14 protein-coding genes and 1 pseudogene are annotated in these 15,647 nt (G+C 61.8%); 2 read left to right on the plus strand and 13 right to left on the minus strand.

The genetic code is table 11. The features are described 5' to 3' along the window. Positions 1-59: 59 nt before the first annotated feature. From J3P85_RS11290 to J3P85_RS11300, 3 genes are all read right to left on the minus strand, one after another. Positions 60-1,175 carry a Gfo/Idh/MocA family protein gene (locus J3P85_RS11290; RefSeq protein WP_434705842.1) on the minus strand — a complete coding sequence of 372 codons (1,116 nt, stop codon included), beginning with the start codon at positions 1,173-1,175 and terminating at the stop codon, positions 60-62. Positions 1,176-1,409: 234 nt separating this feature from the next. After that, a complete protein-coding gene (locus tag J3P85_RS11295) occupies positions 1,410-2,177 on the minus strand; it encodes an SDR family oxidoreductase (protein WP_434705843.1) in 768 nt (255 codons plus the stop codon). 24 nt (positions 2,178-2,201) lie between these two features. After that, positions 2,202-3,269, minus strand: coding sequence for a phosphotransferase family protein (locus J3P85_RS11300; protein WP_434705844.1), 1,068 nt, complete (start codon positions 3,267-3,269; stop codon positions 2,202-2,204). Between the two features lie 198 nt (positions 3,270-3,467). Between J3P85_RS11300 and J3P85_RS11305 the strand changes: the two genes are divergently transcribed. After that, positions 3,468-3,863 (plus strand): DUF4280 domain-containing protein, encoded by a 396-nt coding sequence (locus tag J3P85_RS11305; RefSeq protein ID WP_003202818.1) that lies wholly within the window; start codon positions 3,468-3,470, stop codon positions 3,861-3,863. Positions 3,864-4,229: 366 nt separating this feature from the next. Here J3P85_RS11305 and J3P85_RS11310 read toward each other — a convergent pair whose 3' ends face one another. Then, positions 4,230-5,147 (minus strand): methyl-accepting chemotaxis protein, encoded by a 918-nt coding sequence (locus J3P85_RS11310; RefSeq protein WP_434706353.1) that lies wholly within the window; start codon positions 5,145-5,147, stop codon positions 4,230-4,232. A gap of 3 nt (positions 5,148-5,150) precedes the next feature. Next, a pseudogene (locus J3P85_RS11315) lies at positions 5,151-6,257 on the minus strand (FIST signal transduction protein); the annotation flags it as partial. Between the two features lie 339 nt (positions 6,258-6,596). Here J3P85_RS11315 and J3P85_RS11320 point away from each other — a divergent pair. Then, positions 6,597-7,703 (plus strand): hypothetical protein, encoded by a 1,107-nt coding sequence (locus tag J3P85_RS11320; RefSeq protein WP_434705845.1) that lies wholly within the window; start codon positions 6,597-6,599, stop codon positions 7,701-7,703. 296 nt (positions 7,704-7,999) lie between these two features. On the opposite strand, the gene yghU is transcribed toward J3P85_RS11320, so the two are convergent. The 8 genes from yghU to J3P85_RS11360 form a co-directional block, all read right to left on the minus strand. Next, entirely contained in the window at positions 8,000-8,839 is an 840-nt protein-coding gene (gene yghU, locus J3P85_RS11325) for a glutathione-dependent disulfide-bond oxidoreductase (RefSeq protein ID WP_434705846.1), read from the minus strand. Between the two features lie 43 nt (positions 8,840-8,882). Beyond that, a complete protein-coding gene (locus J3P85_RS11330; RefSeq protein ID WP_434705847.1) occupies positions 8,883-9,617 on the minus strand; it encodes a substrate-binding periplasmic protein in 735 nt (244 codons plus the stop codon). Positions 9,618-9,645: 28 nt separating this feature from the next. Further along, positions 9,646-10,989, minus strand: coding sequence for a GGDEF domain-containing protein (locus tag J3P85_RS11335; protein ID WP_434705848.1), 1,344 nt, complete (start codon positions 10,987-10,989; stop codon positions 9,646-9,648). Position 10,990: 1 nt separating this feature from the next. Beyond that, the gene (locus J3P85_RS11340; protein WP_250963663.1) at positions 10,991-11,749 is read right to left on the minus strand and encodes a substrate-binding periplasmic protein; all 759 of its coding nucleotides are present in this window, start codon (positions 11,747-11,749) and stop codon (positions 10,991-10,993) included. 370 nt (positions 11,750-12,119) lie between these two features. Next, the gene (phnE, locus tag J3P85_RS11345; RefSeq protein ID WP_186707367.1) at positions 12,120-12,887 is read right to left on the minus strand and encodes a phosphonate ABC transporter, permease protein PhnE; all 768 of its coding nucleotides are present in this window, start codon (positions 12,885-12,887) and stop codon (positions 12,120-12,122) included. Beyond that, positions 12,884-13,711, minus strand: a complete 828-nt coding sequence (gene phnE / locus J3P85_RS11350) for a phosphonate ABC transporter, permease protein PhnE (RefSeq protein WP_186707368.1) — start codon at positions 13,709-13,711, stop codon at positions 12,884-12,886. Before phnE (J3P85_RS11350) ends, phnE (J3P85_RS11345) begins: the two co-directional genes overlap by 4 nt. Then, the gene (locus J3P85_RS11355) at positions 13,705-14,502 is read right to left on the minus strand and encodes a phosphonate ABC transporter ATP-binding protein (RefSeq protein ID WP_186729085.1); all 798 of its coding nucleotides are present in this window, start codon (positions 14,500-14,502) and stop codon (positions 13,705-13,707) included. Before J3P85_RS11355 ends, phnE (J3P85_RS11350) begins: the two co-directional genes overlap by 7 nt. Next, complete coding sequence (locus J3P85_RS11360) at positions 14,499-15,350, minus strand: putative selenate ABC transporter substrate-binding protein (protein WP_186707370.1); 852 nt, start codon at positions 15,348-15,350, stop codon at positions 14,499-14,501. The genes J3P85_RS11355 and J3P85_RS11360 overlap by 4 nt, the downstream gene beginning before the upstream one ends. Positions 15,351-15,647 lie beyond the last annotated feature (297 nt).

The following is a 15,647-nucleotide window of genomic DNA, read 5'->3' on the forward strand; positions in this document are numbered from 1 at the left end:
CTACTGCGTAGCCCAGCGGGAGCAAGCTCCCTCGCCACGGTGTTCGCTCAGGTGAGCGGTTATAGCTCACTCACCTTCACCCAACGTTCTTCCCGCGCCGCAACGCGAATCGCCGCCGCCAGCCGCTCCACTTCCCAGGCCTCGTCAAAGTCCGTCCCGCCGGCGCCTTCGCCGGCCAGCGCCATGATCAGTTCCTGCACTTCCAATGTCTTCAATTCGTTGTAGCCCAACTGATGCCCGGCGGCAGGGCTGAACGCGGCATAGCCGGGCAGATCCGGGCCGGCCAGCAAACGCTGGAAGCCGGGCTGGCCGGCGCGGCACAGGCGAAGTTCATTCAACCGCTCCTGATCGAACGCCAGGGTGCCAAGGGTGCCGCTGATCTCGAAACTCAGGTGATTCTTGTAGCCGTGCTTGAGCCAACTGCTGCTCACCGTGCCCCGGGCGCCATTGGCGAAACGCAGCAGCCCATGGACTTGATCATCCACGGCGATGGCCCGCTGTTCGGCGTTGCCGGCGCTGGCAGGGCGTTGGTGGTGCACGGTCTGGCTGTCGGCACAGACGGCCTCGACATCGCCCAACAAGTGCCGGGCCATGGCGAGCAAATGGCTGCCCAGGTCCGCCAGCGCGCCACCGGCATGGCTCGCTTCGCAACGCCATGACCACGGTGAGATCGGATCGGCCATGAAGTCTTCGCTGAATTCGCCCTGGAAACTGATGATCCGCCCCAGCTCGCCGCGCTGGATCATGTCCTGCGCCCATTGAATCATCGGGTTGTGCTGGTAGTTGTAGCCGACCCGCGTCACCACCCCGGCGGCCTTGGCCGCCTGGCGCATCTGCCCGGCCTGTTCCAGGGACACCGCCAACGGCTTTTCACAATAGACCGGCTTGCCCGCCGCCAACGCGGCCATGGCCATCGGAAAGTGCAGGTGGTTGGGGGTGGTGATGGCGACCAGGTGAACCTTCGGGTCGTCGATCAGCTGCTGCCAGTCGCTGTGGGCCGTCTCGAACCCCCAGCTCTGGGCACATTTCCGGGCACGCTGCGGATCGGCGTCGGCCAGGGCCGCCAGTTTCAGGTTCAAGGGAAGGTCGAACACCGCCTTGGCATTGTGGAATGCCAAGGCATGGGCGCGGCCCATGAAGCCGGTGCCAATCAGACCGATGCCGAGTTCACGCATGAGAAAGAGCCCTTTTGAGTTTTTATTTTCAGAAGGGCTCTTTATGGAATAAATATTCGCTAATTGCAAATATTGGAATAAATATTCATTTCCATGATTGCTGAAGATCCCTTTGTGGGAGCGAGCTTGCTCGCGATAGCGGTAGGTCAGCAGTACTTGTGTGACTGATACGACGCTATCGCGAGCAAGCTCGCTCCCACAGGGGATTTCACAGGTCTTTCATGGCGCCCGCTGTCAGGACAGAAACCCACCATCCACATTCAACGCCACGCCCGTGGTGTAGCTCGACGCATCGCTGGCGAGGTACAGCACCGCGCCGGCCATTTCGCTCGGGTCGGCCACGCGCTTGAGGGGGATCTGCGCCAAGGCGGTCTTCAGGATGGCGTCGTTCTTGACCAGTGCCGAGGCGAACTTGGTGTCGGTCAGGCCCGGCAACAGGGCGTTGCAGCGGATGCCGAACTGCGCGCATTCCTTGGCGAAGACCTTGGTCATGTTGATCACCGCAGCCTTGGTCACCGAGTAGATGCCCTGGAAGATCCCCGGCGAAATGCCGTTGATCGACGCCACGTTGATGATGCTGCCGCCGCCGTTCTCGCGCATCAGCTTGCCGGCTTCCACGGACATGAAGAAGTAGCCGCGGATGTTCACGTCCACGGTTTTCTGGAACGCACCCAGGTTGGTGTCCAGGACGTTGCAGAATTGCGGGTTGGTGGCGGCGTTGTTCACCAGGATGTCCAGGCGCCCGAACTGCTCGCGGATACCCGCGAAGACCTGGCTGATCTGCTCCATTTCACCGATGTGGCAGGCGATGGCGGTGGCCTTGCCGCCGGCGGCGATGATCGCATCGGCCACGTGCTGGCAACCGTCGAGCTTGCGGCTGGACACGATCACGTGGGCGCCTTGCTGGGCCAGCAGTTTGGCGATGGCCTCGCCGATGCCGCGGCTGGCGCCGGAAACGAAGGCGATTTTACCGTCGAGGTCGAACAACTGGGTCTTGGACATGCTGTTTCCTTGTTATGAGGGCGCTCAGAGCGTGGATTTAGCGATGACCTGCAGGCTCATCTGCTCCAGCAGTTTGTTCATCTGAACGAACTGCGCGAAGCGTTTGTCCTGGGTCTGGCCGTGGAAGAAACGGTAGTAGATCTGCTGGACGATACCGGCCAGGCGGAACAGGCCGTAGGTGTAGTAGAAGTCGAAGTTGTCGATGCGGATCCCTGCGCGCTCGGCGTAGTAGTCGACGAACTCACGGCGGGTCAACATGCCCGGCGCGTGGCTGGGCTGGCGGCGCAACAGTTGTACCGGCGCCGGGTCTTCGGCCTCGATCCAGTAGGCGAGGCTGTTGCCCAAATCCATCAACGGGTCGCCAAGGGTGGTCAGCTCCCAGTCCAGCACCCCGATAATCCGCATCGGGTTTTCCGGGTCGAGGATCACGTTGTCGAAGCGGTAGTCGTTGTGGACGATGCTCGACGTCGGATGGTCGGCGGGCATCTTGTCGTTGAGCCAGGCCTTGACCGCTTCCCACTTCGGCGCGTCAGGGGTCAGGGCTTTTTCATAACGATCGCTCCAGCCACGGATCTGCCGGGCCACGTAGCCTTCGGGCTTGCCCAGGTCGGCCAGGCCGCAAGCGTTGTAGTCGACGCGGTGCAGTTCGACGAGCCGGTCGATGAAGCTCTTGCACAGCGCTTCGGTGCGCTCGGCGTCAAAACCCAGCTCCGGCGGCAGCTCGGCGCGCAGGATAATGCCCTCGACCCGCTCCATTACGTAGAACTCCGCGCCCATCACCGACTCGTCGGTGCAGTGCACATAGGCTTTGGGGCAGTACGGGAAAGCATCGCGCAATTGGTTGAGGATGCGGAACTCACGGCCCATGTCATGGGCGGACTTGGCCTTGTGGCCGAACGGCGGCCGGCGCAGGACGAATTCCTGTTCGGGGTACTCCAGCAGGTAGGTCAGGTTCGACGCGCCACCGGGGAACTGGCTGATCTTCGGCAGGCCGGTCAGGCCGGGAATGTGGGCCTTGAGGTACGGGTCGATCAGGTTGGCATCGAGTTCTTCACCGTCGCGCACGCGGGTGGACTGATCAGTAAACGCCATGCTTATCCCTTCTGCTTATTTTGGAGGCCATCGATCATTGGCTAATCTAATGGCGCGTGGAAGGCGTCACAAGCACGCCAGGGTCTTATAGGTTAGCGTGTTGCCGGATAATCAGCGGGCTTGATGCATGGCGGCGTGCGCGTTGGATGGGGGCGAGCTAAGGTTTTGGGGTCTGTCGCTTTCAAAGGAGCAACCGCGATGGGATGCCCGCAAGTCTGTGGCACCGCGACCCTGCAATGCAGCTTCGGCGCAGCCCCGGCGGTGCTCAATGTGCTGCCGGTCAATCGCCTGCTGACTGGCGGGATGCCGGCGGCAAACATCATGGATCACATCCCGCTGGTGAACATCACTACTTTCGGCATGTGCATGAGCCTGGCAAATCCCACCGTGGCCGCCGCCACGGCGGCAGCCCTGGGCGTGCTGACCCCCATGCCCTGCATCCCGGCCACCGCCGCCCCGTGGATCCCCGGCGGTGCCCCGACCCTGTTGCTGGGCAACATGCCAGCCATCGACGCCAACAGCACCTTGATGTGCACCTGGGCCGGGGTGATCAAGATCGTCGTGCCGGGGCAGGTGCAGATGTTGATTCCCTGACGGTGACACCTGCAGCACCGCAGATCCCACAAGGGATTCAGGAGGATGGTGATGTCTGCGAGCGACTCAAAAAACTGTGGGAGCGAGCTTGCTCGCGATGACGGCGGCACAGTCAGCATTGATGCTAGCTGATCCACCGCTATCGCGAGCAAGCTCGCTCCCACAAGGGATTCAGGGGGATGGTGATGTCTGCGAGCGACTCAAAAAACTGTGGGAGCGAGCTTGCTCGCGATGACGGCGGCACAGTCAGCATTGATGCCAGCTGATCCACCGCTATCGCGAGCAAGCTCGCTCCCACAAAGGAATCTTCCACAAGGGGAACTGTGGCGGGCGCTACCCTCGATTCACTGTCTGGGCGATTCGATCTCAAGCATTGCCATGGGTCAGCCCGGTCAAGGTATCCGCAATGGCTTTCGTGCGTTGCGCCGTGCCTTCGGTGGTCCGGCTCGAGTCTTCCAAGGCATCGAGCATCGCCCGCAAGGCGCTCACAGCGACGGACTGGTCTTCGATCTGCTGGGCGACCCCTTGGATCTCCGTCGAGAGTAGATCAATGTCCACACCGATTTCCGCCGCATTCTTGCGGGTGATCTCCGCCAGCTTGCGGACCTCATCGGCCACCACCGCAAACCCTCTGCCCATCTCACCCGCCCGCGCGGCCTCGATGGCGGCGTTGAGGGCCAACAGGTTGGTCTGACCGGCGATTTGCTGGATGACCTGGACAATCGACTGAATGCGCAAACTCGAACTGGCGAGGGCACGAGCGCCGACCACCGCTTCACCCGCTTGCGTGGCCAACTGCTCGACGGTCGTGCCGGCCTGCTCGGCGACGCTGTGTTGCCGGTCGATCGTGCCTGTCAGGTCATCCATCGACAGGTGCAGCTCGCCGGAGTAATGCTTGATCTGCGTCGCCATCTGCGCCTGTTGCTGGCTGGCCTGCGCCAATACCTGGCCCAGGTCCGTCAGGCCATCGAACACCGGCAGGATCGTCGGGTCCAGGCCGCGGGTATCCAAGGCGCTGCTGAAATCATTCAGCTTGAACGCCTTGATCTGCTTGACCACCACATGGTTCAGCCCCGCCAATTTCTTGATCTGGCGGCGCAGGAAAAACGCCTTGAACTCGCCATAGTGGGCAATGAAGTTATCGACGTACTCGTCAACAAAACCGGCGCCCTTGGTGACCCTGAAGAAGAAAATCGCCGTGAGCGTCTGGTTCAGGTTCAGGCCGAGGATTTCACCAAACGTCGAGAAACCAGCCAACGGCACATCCCCGAAAATACCGGCCATGCTGCCCAGGTCGCTGCTGTTGTTGAGCCGACGCAGGATGCAGTCGTTGAGAATAGCCGCCACCGGTTGGCCGCCTTTGCCCTTGAGGAATTTCTCGTAGTCGAGCCGGGTCGCCTCGCGCAGCGGCGTGCGCTTGACCATCACCAACTCTTCGCCAGGCGCCACGTCGCAGAACAGCTGGATGATCTGCTGTTGATGGTCGATGCGGGCAATGGAACGCACGAACAACTCTTCGCCCACGCGAATGGCAAATGAATAATCGGCCAGCTTCTTCTCCAATGCCTGGGCACCGCACTCGAATGCATCGCACAGCGCCTGGACCATGCTCTTGATATTGCCCCGGCTGTCGATGACCTGATCGATGGTGCGGTCTTCGACCGACGCGGTCAGCACGCTGAGCGTCAGTCCCGCCGGTTGGAAGTTCTGGCTCTTGAACACCCCGAAGCGCACATCCGCCGCGGTTTTCAGGAAGACAATCTGCGCATGGTTCTGATAACTGCGCTGCCCATCACTGATCAGGGTCTTCTTGAAATCAGCCTTGCCACCGGCCGAGCCGCCAACGAACAGGCAGGGGAAGCGGCCAGATTCATACAGCGCTTCCATAAAGAACGACTCGGAAGCCGAAAGACCATCGAACACCACGTAGGCCAACGTGTCGCGATGATCAATGGGCGTGCTCACCTGCGCCTGCTTGATGTTATTCACCAACCGCGTGATTCGCTCACGCATGGCCAAACGCTTGCCGCCACCGCGAATGTCCTCGCACTCCAGCGGCACCATCACCACCTCGGCCGACACAATCACACTGGCGTCAAACAACTGCAGTACTACCCGATCCCAGGTTTCGCCGGTTTGGCAGTACAGCGTGTTCGCAGCGTTGCACAGTTCACCCGAGGTCGTGCACAGGCTGATGGTGCTGTGGGCGAAGCGCTTCTTGATCTTGGTGGCGATCTGGTCGATGTCCAGGTGAGGGGAGATGAAACCGGTGATCAGTACTGGGGTGATACGTAGGTTGGCCAGCGTTTGGTCAAGTTCACCCGAAGTGCAGGCCACGCTGACCGTCCCTTGGGTGCGGGTTCGGGCTTTGTTGAAGAGGTTCGGTAGGTTCATGGCTGGACTCGGTTGAGCGCGACGTGATGCGTACGAGGGATGCGTGGGGAGTCCTTTCGCTGTAGCGGTCACGGCTGGGGAGCTTGTGTGGGCGTGAGCTTGTGCTACTTGCGGGGGTGGTCCATAGGGGTTTTTGGTTGGGGTTTGTTGCGTCTGTTGGTTAGCGACTTTCGTATAGGTCCCGGGAACCTACGGAAAAATCAGTTCTTGCTTGCTGGACGACAAAGCCGCAACCGCTATGCTATCGACGATGGCATCTTGCCATTCATCACGCCCACCCCAACCAACCCCAGGCGCGAGACGAGACCTGCTCACCATCGCCCTTTGCAGAGACGACCCATGAAAAAATACAACGCCGTGTCCGGAGTGGCCTGGGGTGTTTTGTTAGGTTGCATCGGCCAGGCCAACGCTTTTCAACTTTCGCCAGATGGCACCTTGGCTGAACGGGAAATGGCCAAGAAATACGGGGTTTCCTACAAGGCGACGGTGCCGTTCGCCAGTTTTGCGCTTCATAACTTTTCCGACCCTGCCCATGAGGCGCTGACGCAGAAGATCTATGGGTGTGACGGGGATTGGCAGGATTGCAGCAACCCCAATCTGGAAAATGCAGGCGCCTACGTTATTGCCGGAGTCCGCTGGAACGATGATCCGGTGTTTATGCCGGGTGCGGAAGATGCCAATACCAAGGGCTGCAATGGGCGTTACTCGGTTGGCTTTATTTCGCAGACGCGATGCTGGGTGAATCTCTTCGAGAAAGCAGAGGACAAAAGCGCCCTTGATCCGATGGCGTTCATGGGGACGGGAAACTATATCGCTCGTTCGCATTTTGGCGACCTGCAATTCTTGCATTCAATGGCTTCCCAAGAGGGTGACGCGCCGGAGAAGACCAAGCGTGAAATCATGATGTGGGCTGAGTTCGTATGGGGGGTTGCCGATGGAACCTATCCCATCAACACCTATTTGAAAGACATCCAGATCGAAGGTTGGAATCAGCATTTCAATAACGGGCAGACGGTGCAGGATCTTTTTGCGGTGGGGCGTCCATGGTTGCGGGCGAATGTGAATCAGGTGGCGTTTGGCAGCTTGCTTCACCTTGTCCAGGACAGCTTTGCCGGGGGGCATGCGCAGCGGCGTGAAGAGGTGCTGGGTGATAAGTGCATGGGCGGCGCCGAGGCTGTGTTGGGGCGGATTGAGGGATTTCATTCTTACGGGCGGCAGGATCATGCCAAGCACAAGGGCAGTGATGCCAGTTCTGTCGCCAGGCTCATGTTGATGGCCCATGAACCGGATGTTGTGGATGCCGGTAAGAAGCTGCGGGGGTTTATCGCTGATCGCAAGAAATGGGCGGATGTCAGGCCTTATCTGGATGAGTGTATTTTTGCCCTGGCCAATGAAACGACCCCGGCGTCAGCGGGCGATGGGTACAAGTTGGAAGCCAATCGCTGAATATTGGATAAAAAACTGTGTGAGCGAGCTTGCTCGCGAAGACGTCTGCACATTCAGCATCGAGGCGAACTGATCCACCGCCATCGCGAGCAAGCTCCCACAGGGGGGCGGTGCCAGTCGAGAAACTGCGGTTCACCACCCATCCAATGTGGGAGCGAGCTTGCTCGCGAAGGCGTCGGCACATTCAGCATCGAGGCGAACTGATCCACCGCTTTCGCGAGCAAGCTCGCTCCCACAAGGAGATTTGTGGCAGTCGAGAAACCGGGCTTACCAGCGATCCGACATGGGACCTGGCCTCAGCCCAAATCCCCAGCCGCATGCCGCTCCGGCACTTGGCTCGCCTCATCGCCCCACGTGCGGTTGACCCGCTGCCCACGCTGTACGGCCGGGCGCTTGGCGATCTCTTCAGCCCAGCGCTGCACATGGGTGTATTCGTGAGCACTCAGGAATTCGGCGGCGCCGTACACGTTGTTGCGCACCAGTTGCCCATACCAGGGCCAGACGGCGATGTCGGCGATGGTGTAGTCATTGCCGGCCAGGTAGTGGCTTTCGCCAAGGCGGCGGTCCAGGACGTCGAGTTGGCGCTTGGCTTCCATAGTGAAGCGATTGATCGGGTATTCGAGTTTCTCCGGCGCATAGGCGTAGAAATGCCCGAAGCCACCGCCCAGGTACGGGGCGGAGCCCATCTGCCAGAACAGCCAGTTCAGGGTTTCGGTGCGACCTGCCGGATCGGTGGGCAGGAGGGCGCCGAATTTTTCCGCCAGGTACAGCAGGATCGACCCGGACTCGAAGACACGGATAGCGGGTTCCACGCTGCGGTCCAGCAGGGCCGGGATCTTGGAGTTGGGGTTGATCTCGACAAAGCCGCTGGAGAACTGATCGCCCTCGTTGATGCGGATCAGCCAGGCGTCGTACTCCGCGCCCGCATGACCCAGCGCCAGCAGCTCCTCCAGCAGGATGGTCACCTTCACGCCGTTGGGCGTGGCCAGGGAGTAGAGCTGCAGCGGGTGCTTGCCAACGGGCAAGGATTTTTCGTGGGTCGGCCCGGCGACTGGGCGGTTGATGCTGGCGAACTGGCCGCCAGACGGGGCGTCGTTTTTCCAGACCTTGGGCGGAATGTAGGACGCTTTACTCATCGGGACATACCTCATCGTTGCTTGCGGTGTGATCCCCCAGAGTCTACCGCTGTTCGTTCATGATTCGTGCGACTTCACCGGACGCCTTGAGTTTTTCGAAAGCGAGTTGGGCCTTGGCGACCACGTCATCCGACGTGCTCAGGCTGAAGGCCAAGTGGACTCTGTGAGGTTGTTCGTCGAGGGTATAGACCTCTTCCAGCGAAGTGAAATCCACCTGGGCATCCTTGCTCATCAGGCGCGCGGTATTCTCCGGCATCGGCAGTAACTGGATCTGGCGATTCAGCAGTTTTTCAAAGTTGTCGTGGTTGTTGGCCGAGATGACCAGCCGGGTGAACCCACGCTGTTGCAGGTAGATCTGCTTGGCGTCGTTTCGCACCACGCCGATGCTGTACTGCTTGGCTTCTTCGAGGCTGTTGACGGCGATGTCTTTATTGTCGCGCAATTTATAGAGCCGGCTCGCCACGCGATGTATTTCACCCACCCATTTGAATAATTGTTCGCGGGCCGGGGTGCGGTCCAGCGGGAAGATCAGCACGTTGGGCTCGTGCAGCGCCTTTTCGTAGGCCCGGGCCCACGGGTACAGCGACAGGCTGTAATCGGTGAGCTGCGCGCCTTTCAGCGTTTCTTCGGCGATGCGAATGCCCGGCCCGATGACCTTGTCGTCACGCTGATGGGCGTACAGGGAGTCTTCGGTCACGACTTCGATTGTGTCGGCGTGGCTGTGCAGGCTGATCGAGGCGAGTAGCAAGCACGAGCAGAGTATCAGGCGATAGTGCATAGATAGACCTCATGGCGCGCGAGAGTAATTACAGGGCGACGCGGTCGCGTCCCTGGTGTTTGGCCCGGTACAGCGCCTGGTCGGCGCGTTGCAGCAGTTGATCGAAATGGTCCATGGTCTGCGGGTCCAGCACGGCGACGCCGATGCTCACGGTGACGAAAGGCGAAACCTTGGAACCGCTGTGGGGCAGCTCACGTTCCGCCAGGCTGGCGCGCAAGCGTTGGGCGGCTTCGCAGGCTTGGGCCGCGTCGACGTTGGGCAGGACCACGACGAACTCTTCGCCGCCTACGCGGGCGGTCAGTTCGCCTGAGCGGCCGAACACAGTGCGCAGGGTTTCGGCGATCTCTTTCAGGCACAGGTCGCCCTGCATGTGGCCGTAGGTGTCGTTGTAGATCTTGAAGAAATCGACGTCACACATGAGCACGGCCAGCGGGGTGTTGTGGCGGATCGCCCGGCGAAACTCGATCTCCTTCAATTCGTCGAAGTAGCGACGGTTGGCCAGGCCCGTCAAGGCATCGTGACGGGACAGCGCTTCAAGCGACTGGTTCGCCGCCTTCAGTTCCGCGGTGCGGGCCTCGACCAGTTCGGCCATTTGATCGCGGCTGGCGGCCAAGGCCAGTTCGTCCGAGTGTTGGCGTTCGAGGTGGGCGCGCAGATTGTCCTGGAGTTCATTGACCTGGAACTCGAGCAGGCTCAGTTCGTCCTGGCGCTGCACCGCTCGTTGCAGCTTGAGATGATGCTTGAGGGTGTGCGGCGCGAGTTCACCCAGGTGACGGGCGATATGCACCACATGCACGGTCACCAGGCGGTTGAACATGGTCATGACCAACCCCGCCAGCAGCAAGGACTGGATGAGCTGGGTGATGACGATGCCGCGTGCTTCGCTCCAAAGGCGCTCCCACAGCAGGTTATTGTCGCCTTCAATGGTCAGCTCACCGACTTTTTCATGGGCCCCGGCGTAGGGGTGGGCGATAAGCTGGCGATGCAGCACCGGCACCACGCCCGATTGATCGACGGCGTAGCGCTTGAGTTCGATGACTTCCGGCGCTTGTCCCGGGCGCAAGATGTTCAACACCACGCGACCCACGGGAGCGGCCGCAGCGACGCTGGTGATTTGCTGGTCGAGGGATTCACGGTCCAGTTCCCAAATGGCGTAGGCCAGGGTGTTCTGGAACACCTGATCGATCAGGGCCAATTCCGAATTCATGTCCGCCAGGTTGTTTTCCCAGGCCTGCCAGGTGCGCCAGGTGACCATGGCCAGGGTAAAGACCAGGCAGAACAACAGCGTTGCCAGCACCAGGCGCCGGCCCAGGGAGCTGAACGCCTTGGTCTCTGGTGGCAGGGAGGACGTCGTGCGGAAAGGGTTACCCATGTCATAACCATTTGCGCAGGATGGCGTCGTAGACCCCGTTGCGCCGGATGGTCTCAAGGCCAACGCGGAACTTCTCCACGGTTTCGGCCGGCGTCTTGCGGCTGAACGCCATGCTCAGGCCGTCCGGGCTGCTCAGCTCGGGCAGCGCCAGGGAGCGGATCAGCACCTTGTCCGGGTCTTCGCCGTTCTGGCGCGTCAGGTACAGCGCGTTGAGCTCATTGGAAATCCACAGCTCCACGTGGTCGACCTTGAGCTTGCGGTAGTTGTGTTCGTACTTGGTGCTCGACTGCAAGTCTTCGCCGATGCGAAAGCCTTTCGAGACCAGGTACTGCTCGCCCACGTCCTGATTGACCGTGGCGATCTGATGACCATGGGCATCGGCCAGCGAGTTGAGTTTTACCGGCCGGTCTGCCAGGGAATAGATGTACCACTGCGTCGGGCCAATGGTGCCCACCCACTGGAAAAGCGATTGCCGTGCAGGCGTGCGGACGATCGAATAGATCAGCACATTGCTTTCATTGAGCGCCATTTCGTAGGCCCGGGCCCAGGGCATGGGCTGGATGGGTGCGTCCATGCCGACTTCCTTGAGCACGGCCTGGACCACCTCGGTGCTCATGCCGGTCACGCGCCCGTCCTGCGTCATGTTGTAGGGCGGCAACTCCTCCGTCACGATGCGCAGCGGTGTCTCTGCCGCGCAAGCGCTTGCAGCGAGGAACATCAGGACGCCCCACATCAGCAGGCGATTCAGCGGCAAACCCATTGATCATTACCCTATGCAACTGGCAGAGCCCGGCAAGGCCAGGGGCTATCATTGATAGGGTTATCGGCTGGGCTGGCGCCGGCTTGAATCCGGCCCGTCGAAACCGCCAGCGGCGTATCCGCCACATCGACGGTTGTCACCAAGGTGGCGAGGGAGCTTGCTCCCGCTGGGGCGCGAAGCGGCCCCGAAATCAAGCAGTGGGGTGTTTCAGGTCAATTGCATGCTGCTTGTTGGGGCTGCTGCGCAGCCCAGCGGGAGCAAGCTCCCTCGCCACGGTTATGTGGGCGAGACGATGAGTAGGTTTGGCTGAGCCTGTAACCCTGTGGGAGCGCAGTTGTGCTCATGCCACATCAACGCAAGGTAACCGCCCTCAAGCCTTGACCCAACGCTGGCGACTCCAACCGCTCAACGTATCGACGGCCAACACCAGCAACAGCATCGCCAGGATCACCGTGCTGCCTTGGGCTTCCTGGAACAGGCTGAGGCTGACGTAGAGCATTTGCCCCAAGCCCCCGGCACCGACGAAGCCGAGCACGCTGGCCATGCGGATATTGTTTTCCCAGCGATACAGGACATAGGCCAGCAGTTGCGGCAGGAGATTGGGCAGCGTGCCGTAACAGAACGCCAACACGGCGTTGCCACCCTGCAGGCGGATGGCGTCGGCCGGTTCCGAGGGGGTATTTTCCAGGGCTTCGGCGAACAGCCGGCCGAGCACGCCGGTGGTGTGCAGGGCCAAGGCCAGGGTGCCGGCATTCGGGCCGAGCCCCGCGGCCAGGACCATCAGCGCGGCCCACACCAGTTCTGGAACGGCACGCAAGGCGTTGAGCACCAGGCGCGATGCGCTCTGCAGGGGCCAGCCAAAGCGCCCGGCTGCCGGCAAGGCCAACAGCAGGCCGAACACCGCCGCGAGCAGGGTGCCCAGGGCCGACATGGCCAGGGTTTCCAGGGCGCCGTGACCGATCGCCTTCAAATGGGCCGGGCTCAGGTCTGGACTGAAGAAACGCTGCGCATAAGCGCCCATCTGGTGCAGATTGCGACTGTCGCCGAGTTCGCCCAGGTCGATGCCGAGGTAAACGAACGAGGCGATGACCGCCGCGCCGAGGCACAGGACAATGGCCGCGTTGATCAGGCGATTCATGCCAGCCTCCAGCGCAGCAGGCGGCTGAGTTGATCGGCGAGCAGCACCAGTGCCAGGAACGTCAGCAGCAGGCTCGCCACTTCTCCGCCAGCGAACATGCGCAGCGACAGGTCCATCTGCTGGCCCAGGCCCCCGGCACCGACGAAACCCATCACCACCGAAGCGCGGATCGCGCACTCCCAGCGATACACCGTGTATGACAACAGTTCCGCCGCGACATTGGGCAGGATCCCGTAGCAGAAGGCGGCGAGTCGGCTGCTGCCGGACTGTAAGAGTGCGTGGGCCGGACGCTGGTCGACCGATTCGTAGATTTCCGCGTAGACCTTGCCCAGCATGCCGCTGTAGGTAATCGCGATCGCCAGTACGCCGGCCGTTGGGCCGAGGCCGACGGCGCGGACGAAGAGCAGTGCCCAGACGATTTCCGGGACGCTGCGCAAGAAGATCAACAGGCCGCGTACCGGCCAGCGCAGCAGTTGGCCCCAATAGCCCGGGTGGCCGGCGCGGGAGGCCGCCGACAGTGACAGGGCGCGGCTGGCCAGCAGGCTTGCGGGCACCGCCAGCAGCAACGCCAGGGCCATGCCCGCCGTGGCGATGGCCAGCGTCTGCAGGGTGGCCTGCCACAGCAGTTCAACGAACTCGTCGCCATGGGCGGGCGGCCAGAAGGCCGCGACAAAGCGGCCCATCTCGCTCTGGCTGTCACTCGCCACCAATACGCTGAGGTCCAATTCGCTGAACCGGATGCCCGGCCACAGCAGCACAAGGGCCAGCAGGCTGAGCAGCAGGCGAGGGCGGGTGGCGGGGTCTCGGGTATCGCGTGTCAGCATCGGGGGATCTGCACGCTCAAGGTAGTAGGGGGCGTTGGTGAAGGCTGCAGTTGATCGTTGGCGTAGAGCGTGTCGAGCAGCGGACGGTCGACCGCCTCGGTGGGCAGGTCGAACAGGATCTGCCCCTCACGCAGGCCAATGACCCGGGAAAAATGCGCCAAGGCCAGTTCCACCGCGTGCAGGCTGGCGACCAGGGTCACGTTGTGTTCCCGGGCGTGCTGGCAAAGCACCGACAGCGTGTGTTCGGCCAATACAGGGTCCATGGCCGAAACCGGCTCGTCGGCCAGCAACACCTCCGGCGCCTGGTACAACACCCGGGCGATGCCCACGCGTTGCAGTTGACCGCCGGACAGTTGCTGGCATTGTGCGAACAGTTTGTCGCCCAGGTCCAGCCGGGCCAATGCCGCCCTGGCGCCGGGAATGTCCAGCGGGTGCAGCAGATTCAACAAGCTTTTACCGATGCCCCACTGACCGAGCTTTCCGGCCAGGACCGCCGTGACCACCCTTTGGCGTGGCGGCAGGGGCGGCGCTTGGTGGATCAGGCCGATGCGCGCGCGCAAGCGCTGCCGCTGACGGGCAGGCAGCTGCCAGGCACGCTCGCCGAGCAGCTGCACCTCGCCGCTGCCCGGGCGCAGGGCGGTGGCCAGCAGGTTGAGCAGGCTCGACTTGCCGGCACCGGACGGGCCGATAACCGCGACCTGTTCGCCGGCGCCGATGTGCAAGTCGATGCCCCGCAACGCCTGGACGCCGTTGGCATGGGTCACGCTGACCTGGGTCAGTTGCAGGGTCATTTGAGCAGTTCGGCGGCGCGCGCGGCTTCCTCGATGCCCTTGTAGTTCTCAGGCTTGGTTTCGATGAAGCGGCTGGCGGCTTGCAGGTCGAGGATTTCCTTGTCCTTCGGGTTGGCCGGATCGAGGGCCAGGAAGGCCGCCTTGATCTTGGCCGCCAACGCCGGGTCGAGGGTTCCGCGCACGGTCCAGTTGTAGTCGAAGTAGGTGGGGGTGGTGGCGAACACCTTGACCTTGGCCGTGTCGACCTTGCCGGCCGCGACCAGTTTTTCCCAGACGCTGGCGTTCAGCACCCCGGCGTCGACCTTGCCGGCCTGGACCCAGGCGACGGTGGCGTCATGGGCGCCCGAATAACCCACGCGGCTGAAGTAGGTTTCCGGCTTGATGCCGTCCTGGAGCATGAAATAGCGCGGCATGAGGCTGCCGGACGTCGACGACACCGAACCAAAGGCGAAACTCTTGCCCTTGAGGTCGGCCAGGGATTTGACGGCAGGGTCGGCGGTGATGAATTTGCTGGTGAACTGGGCATCCTGTTCGCGCTGGACCAGGGGGATGGCGTTGCCGGTTTTCAGGCGCGCCTGCACGAAGGTGAAGCCACCCAGCCAGGCCATGTCGATCCGGTCGGTGGCCAGCGCCTCGACCACGGCCGGGTAGTCGCTCACGGGGACGAACTCGACCTTCATGCCGGTCTGCTGTTCCAGGTAAGCCCCCAGTGGCTTGAACTTGCGCAGCAGCTCGGTCGGGGCTTCGTCGGGAATCGCGCTGACTTTCAGGGTGTCGGCGGCCTGCGCCAGCCAACTGCAAAACGACAGGGCAACACCAGCGGCCAACGCCAAGGACGGCTTGAGCATGAAGGATCTCCGATACAGGAAGGCAAGGAAATATTGAAGCGTCAGCCCACAGGGGCGGTACGCCGTTCTGTGAGGGTAGACGAAGGAAAGGGATGTTAACCGTTTCTGGCTATGAACTCACCCAAACCCCTTGTGGGGGCTTGATAGCGGAGACTCCTGTGGGAGCGAGCTTGCTCGCGATGGCGGGGTGTCAGTCACAAACTTTGCAACTGATCCTCCGCCATCGCGAGCAAGCTCGCTCCCACATGGGTATGTGGCGGGCAGGAGATGCGCGAGGGCAGAGCAGTTTGGGACACC

This window comes from Pseudomonas sp. Z1-12 (assembly GCF_051132015.1).
In the GTDB taxonomy this organism is placed as follows: Bacteria; Pseudomonadota; Gammaproteobacteria; order Pseudomonadales; family Pseudomonadaceae; genus Aquipseudomonas; species Aquipseudomonas zanjanensis.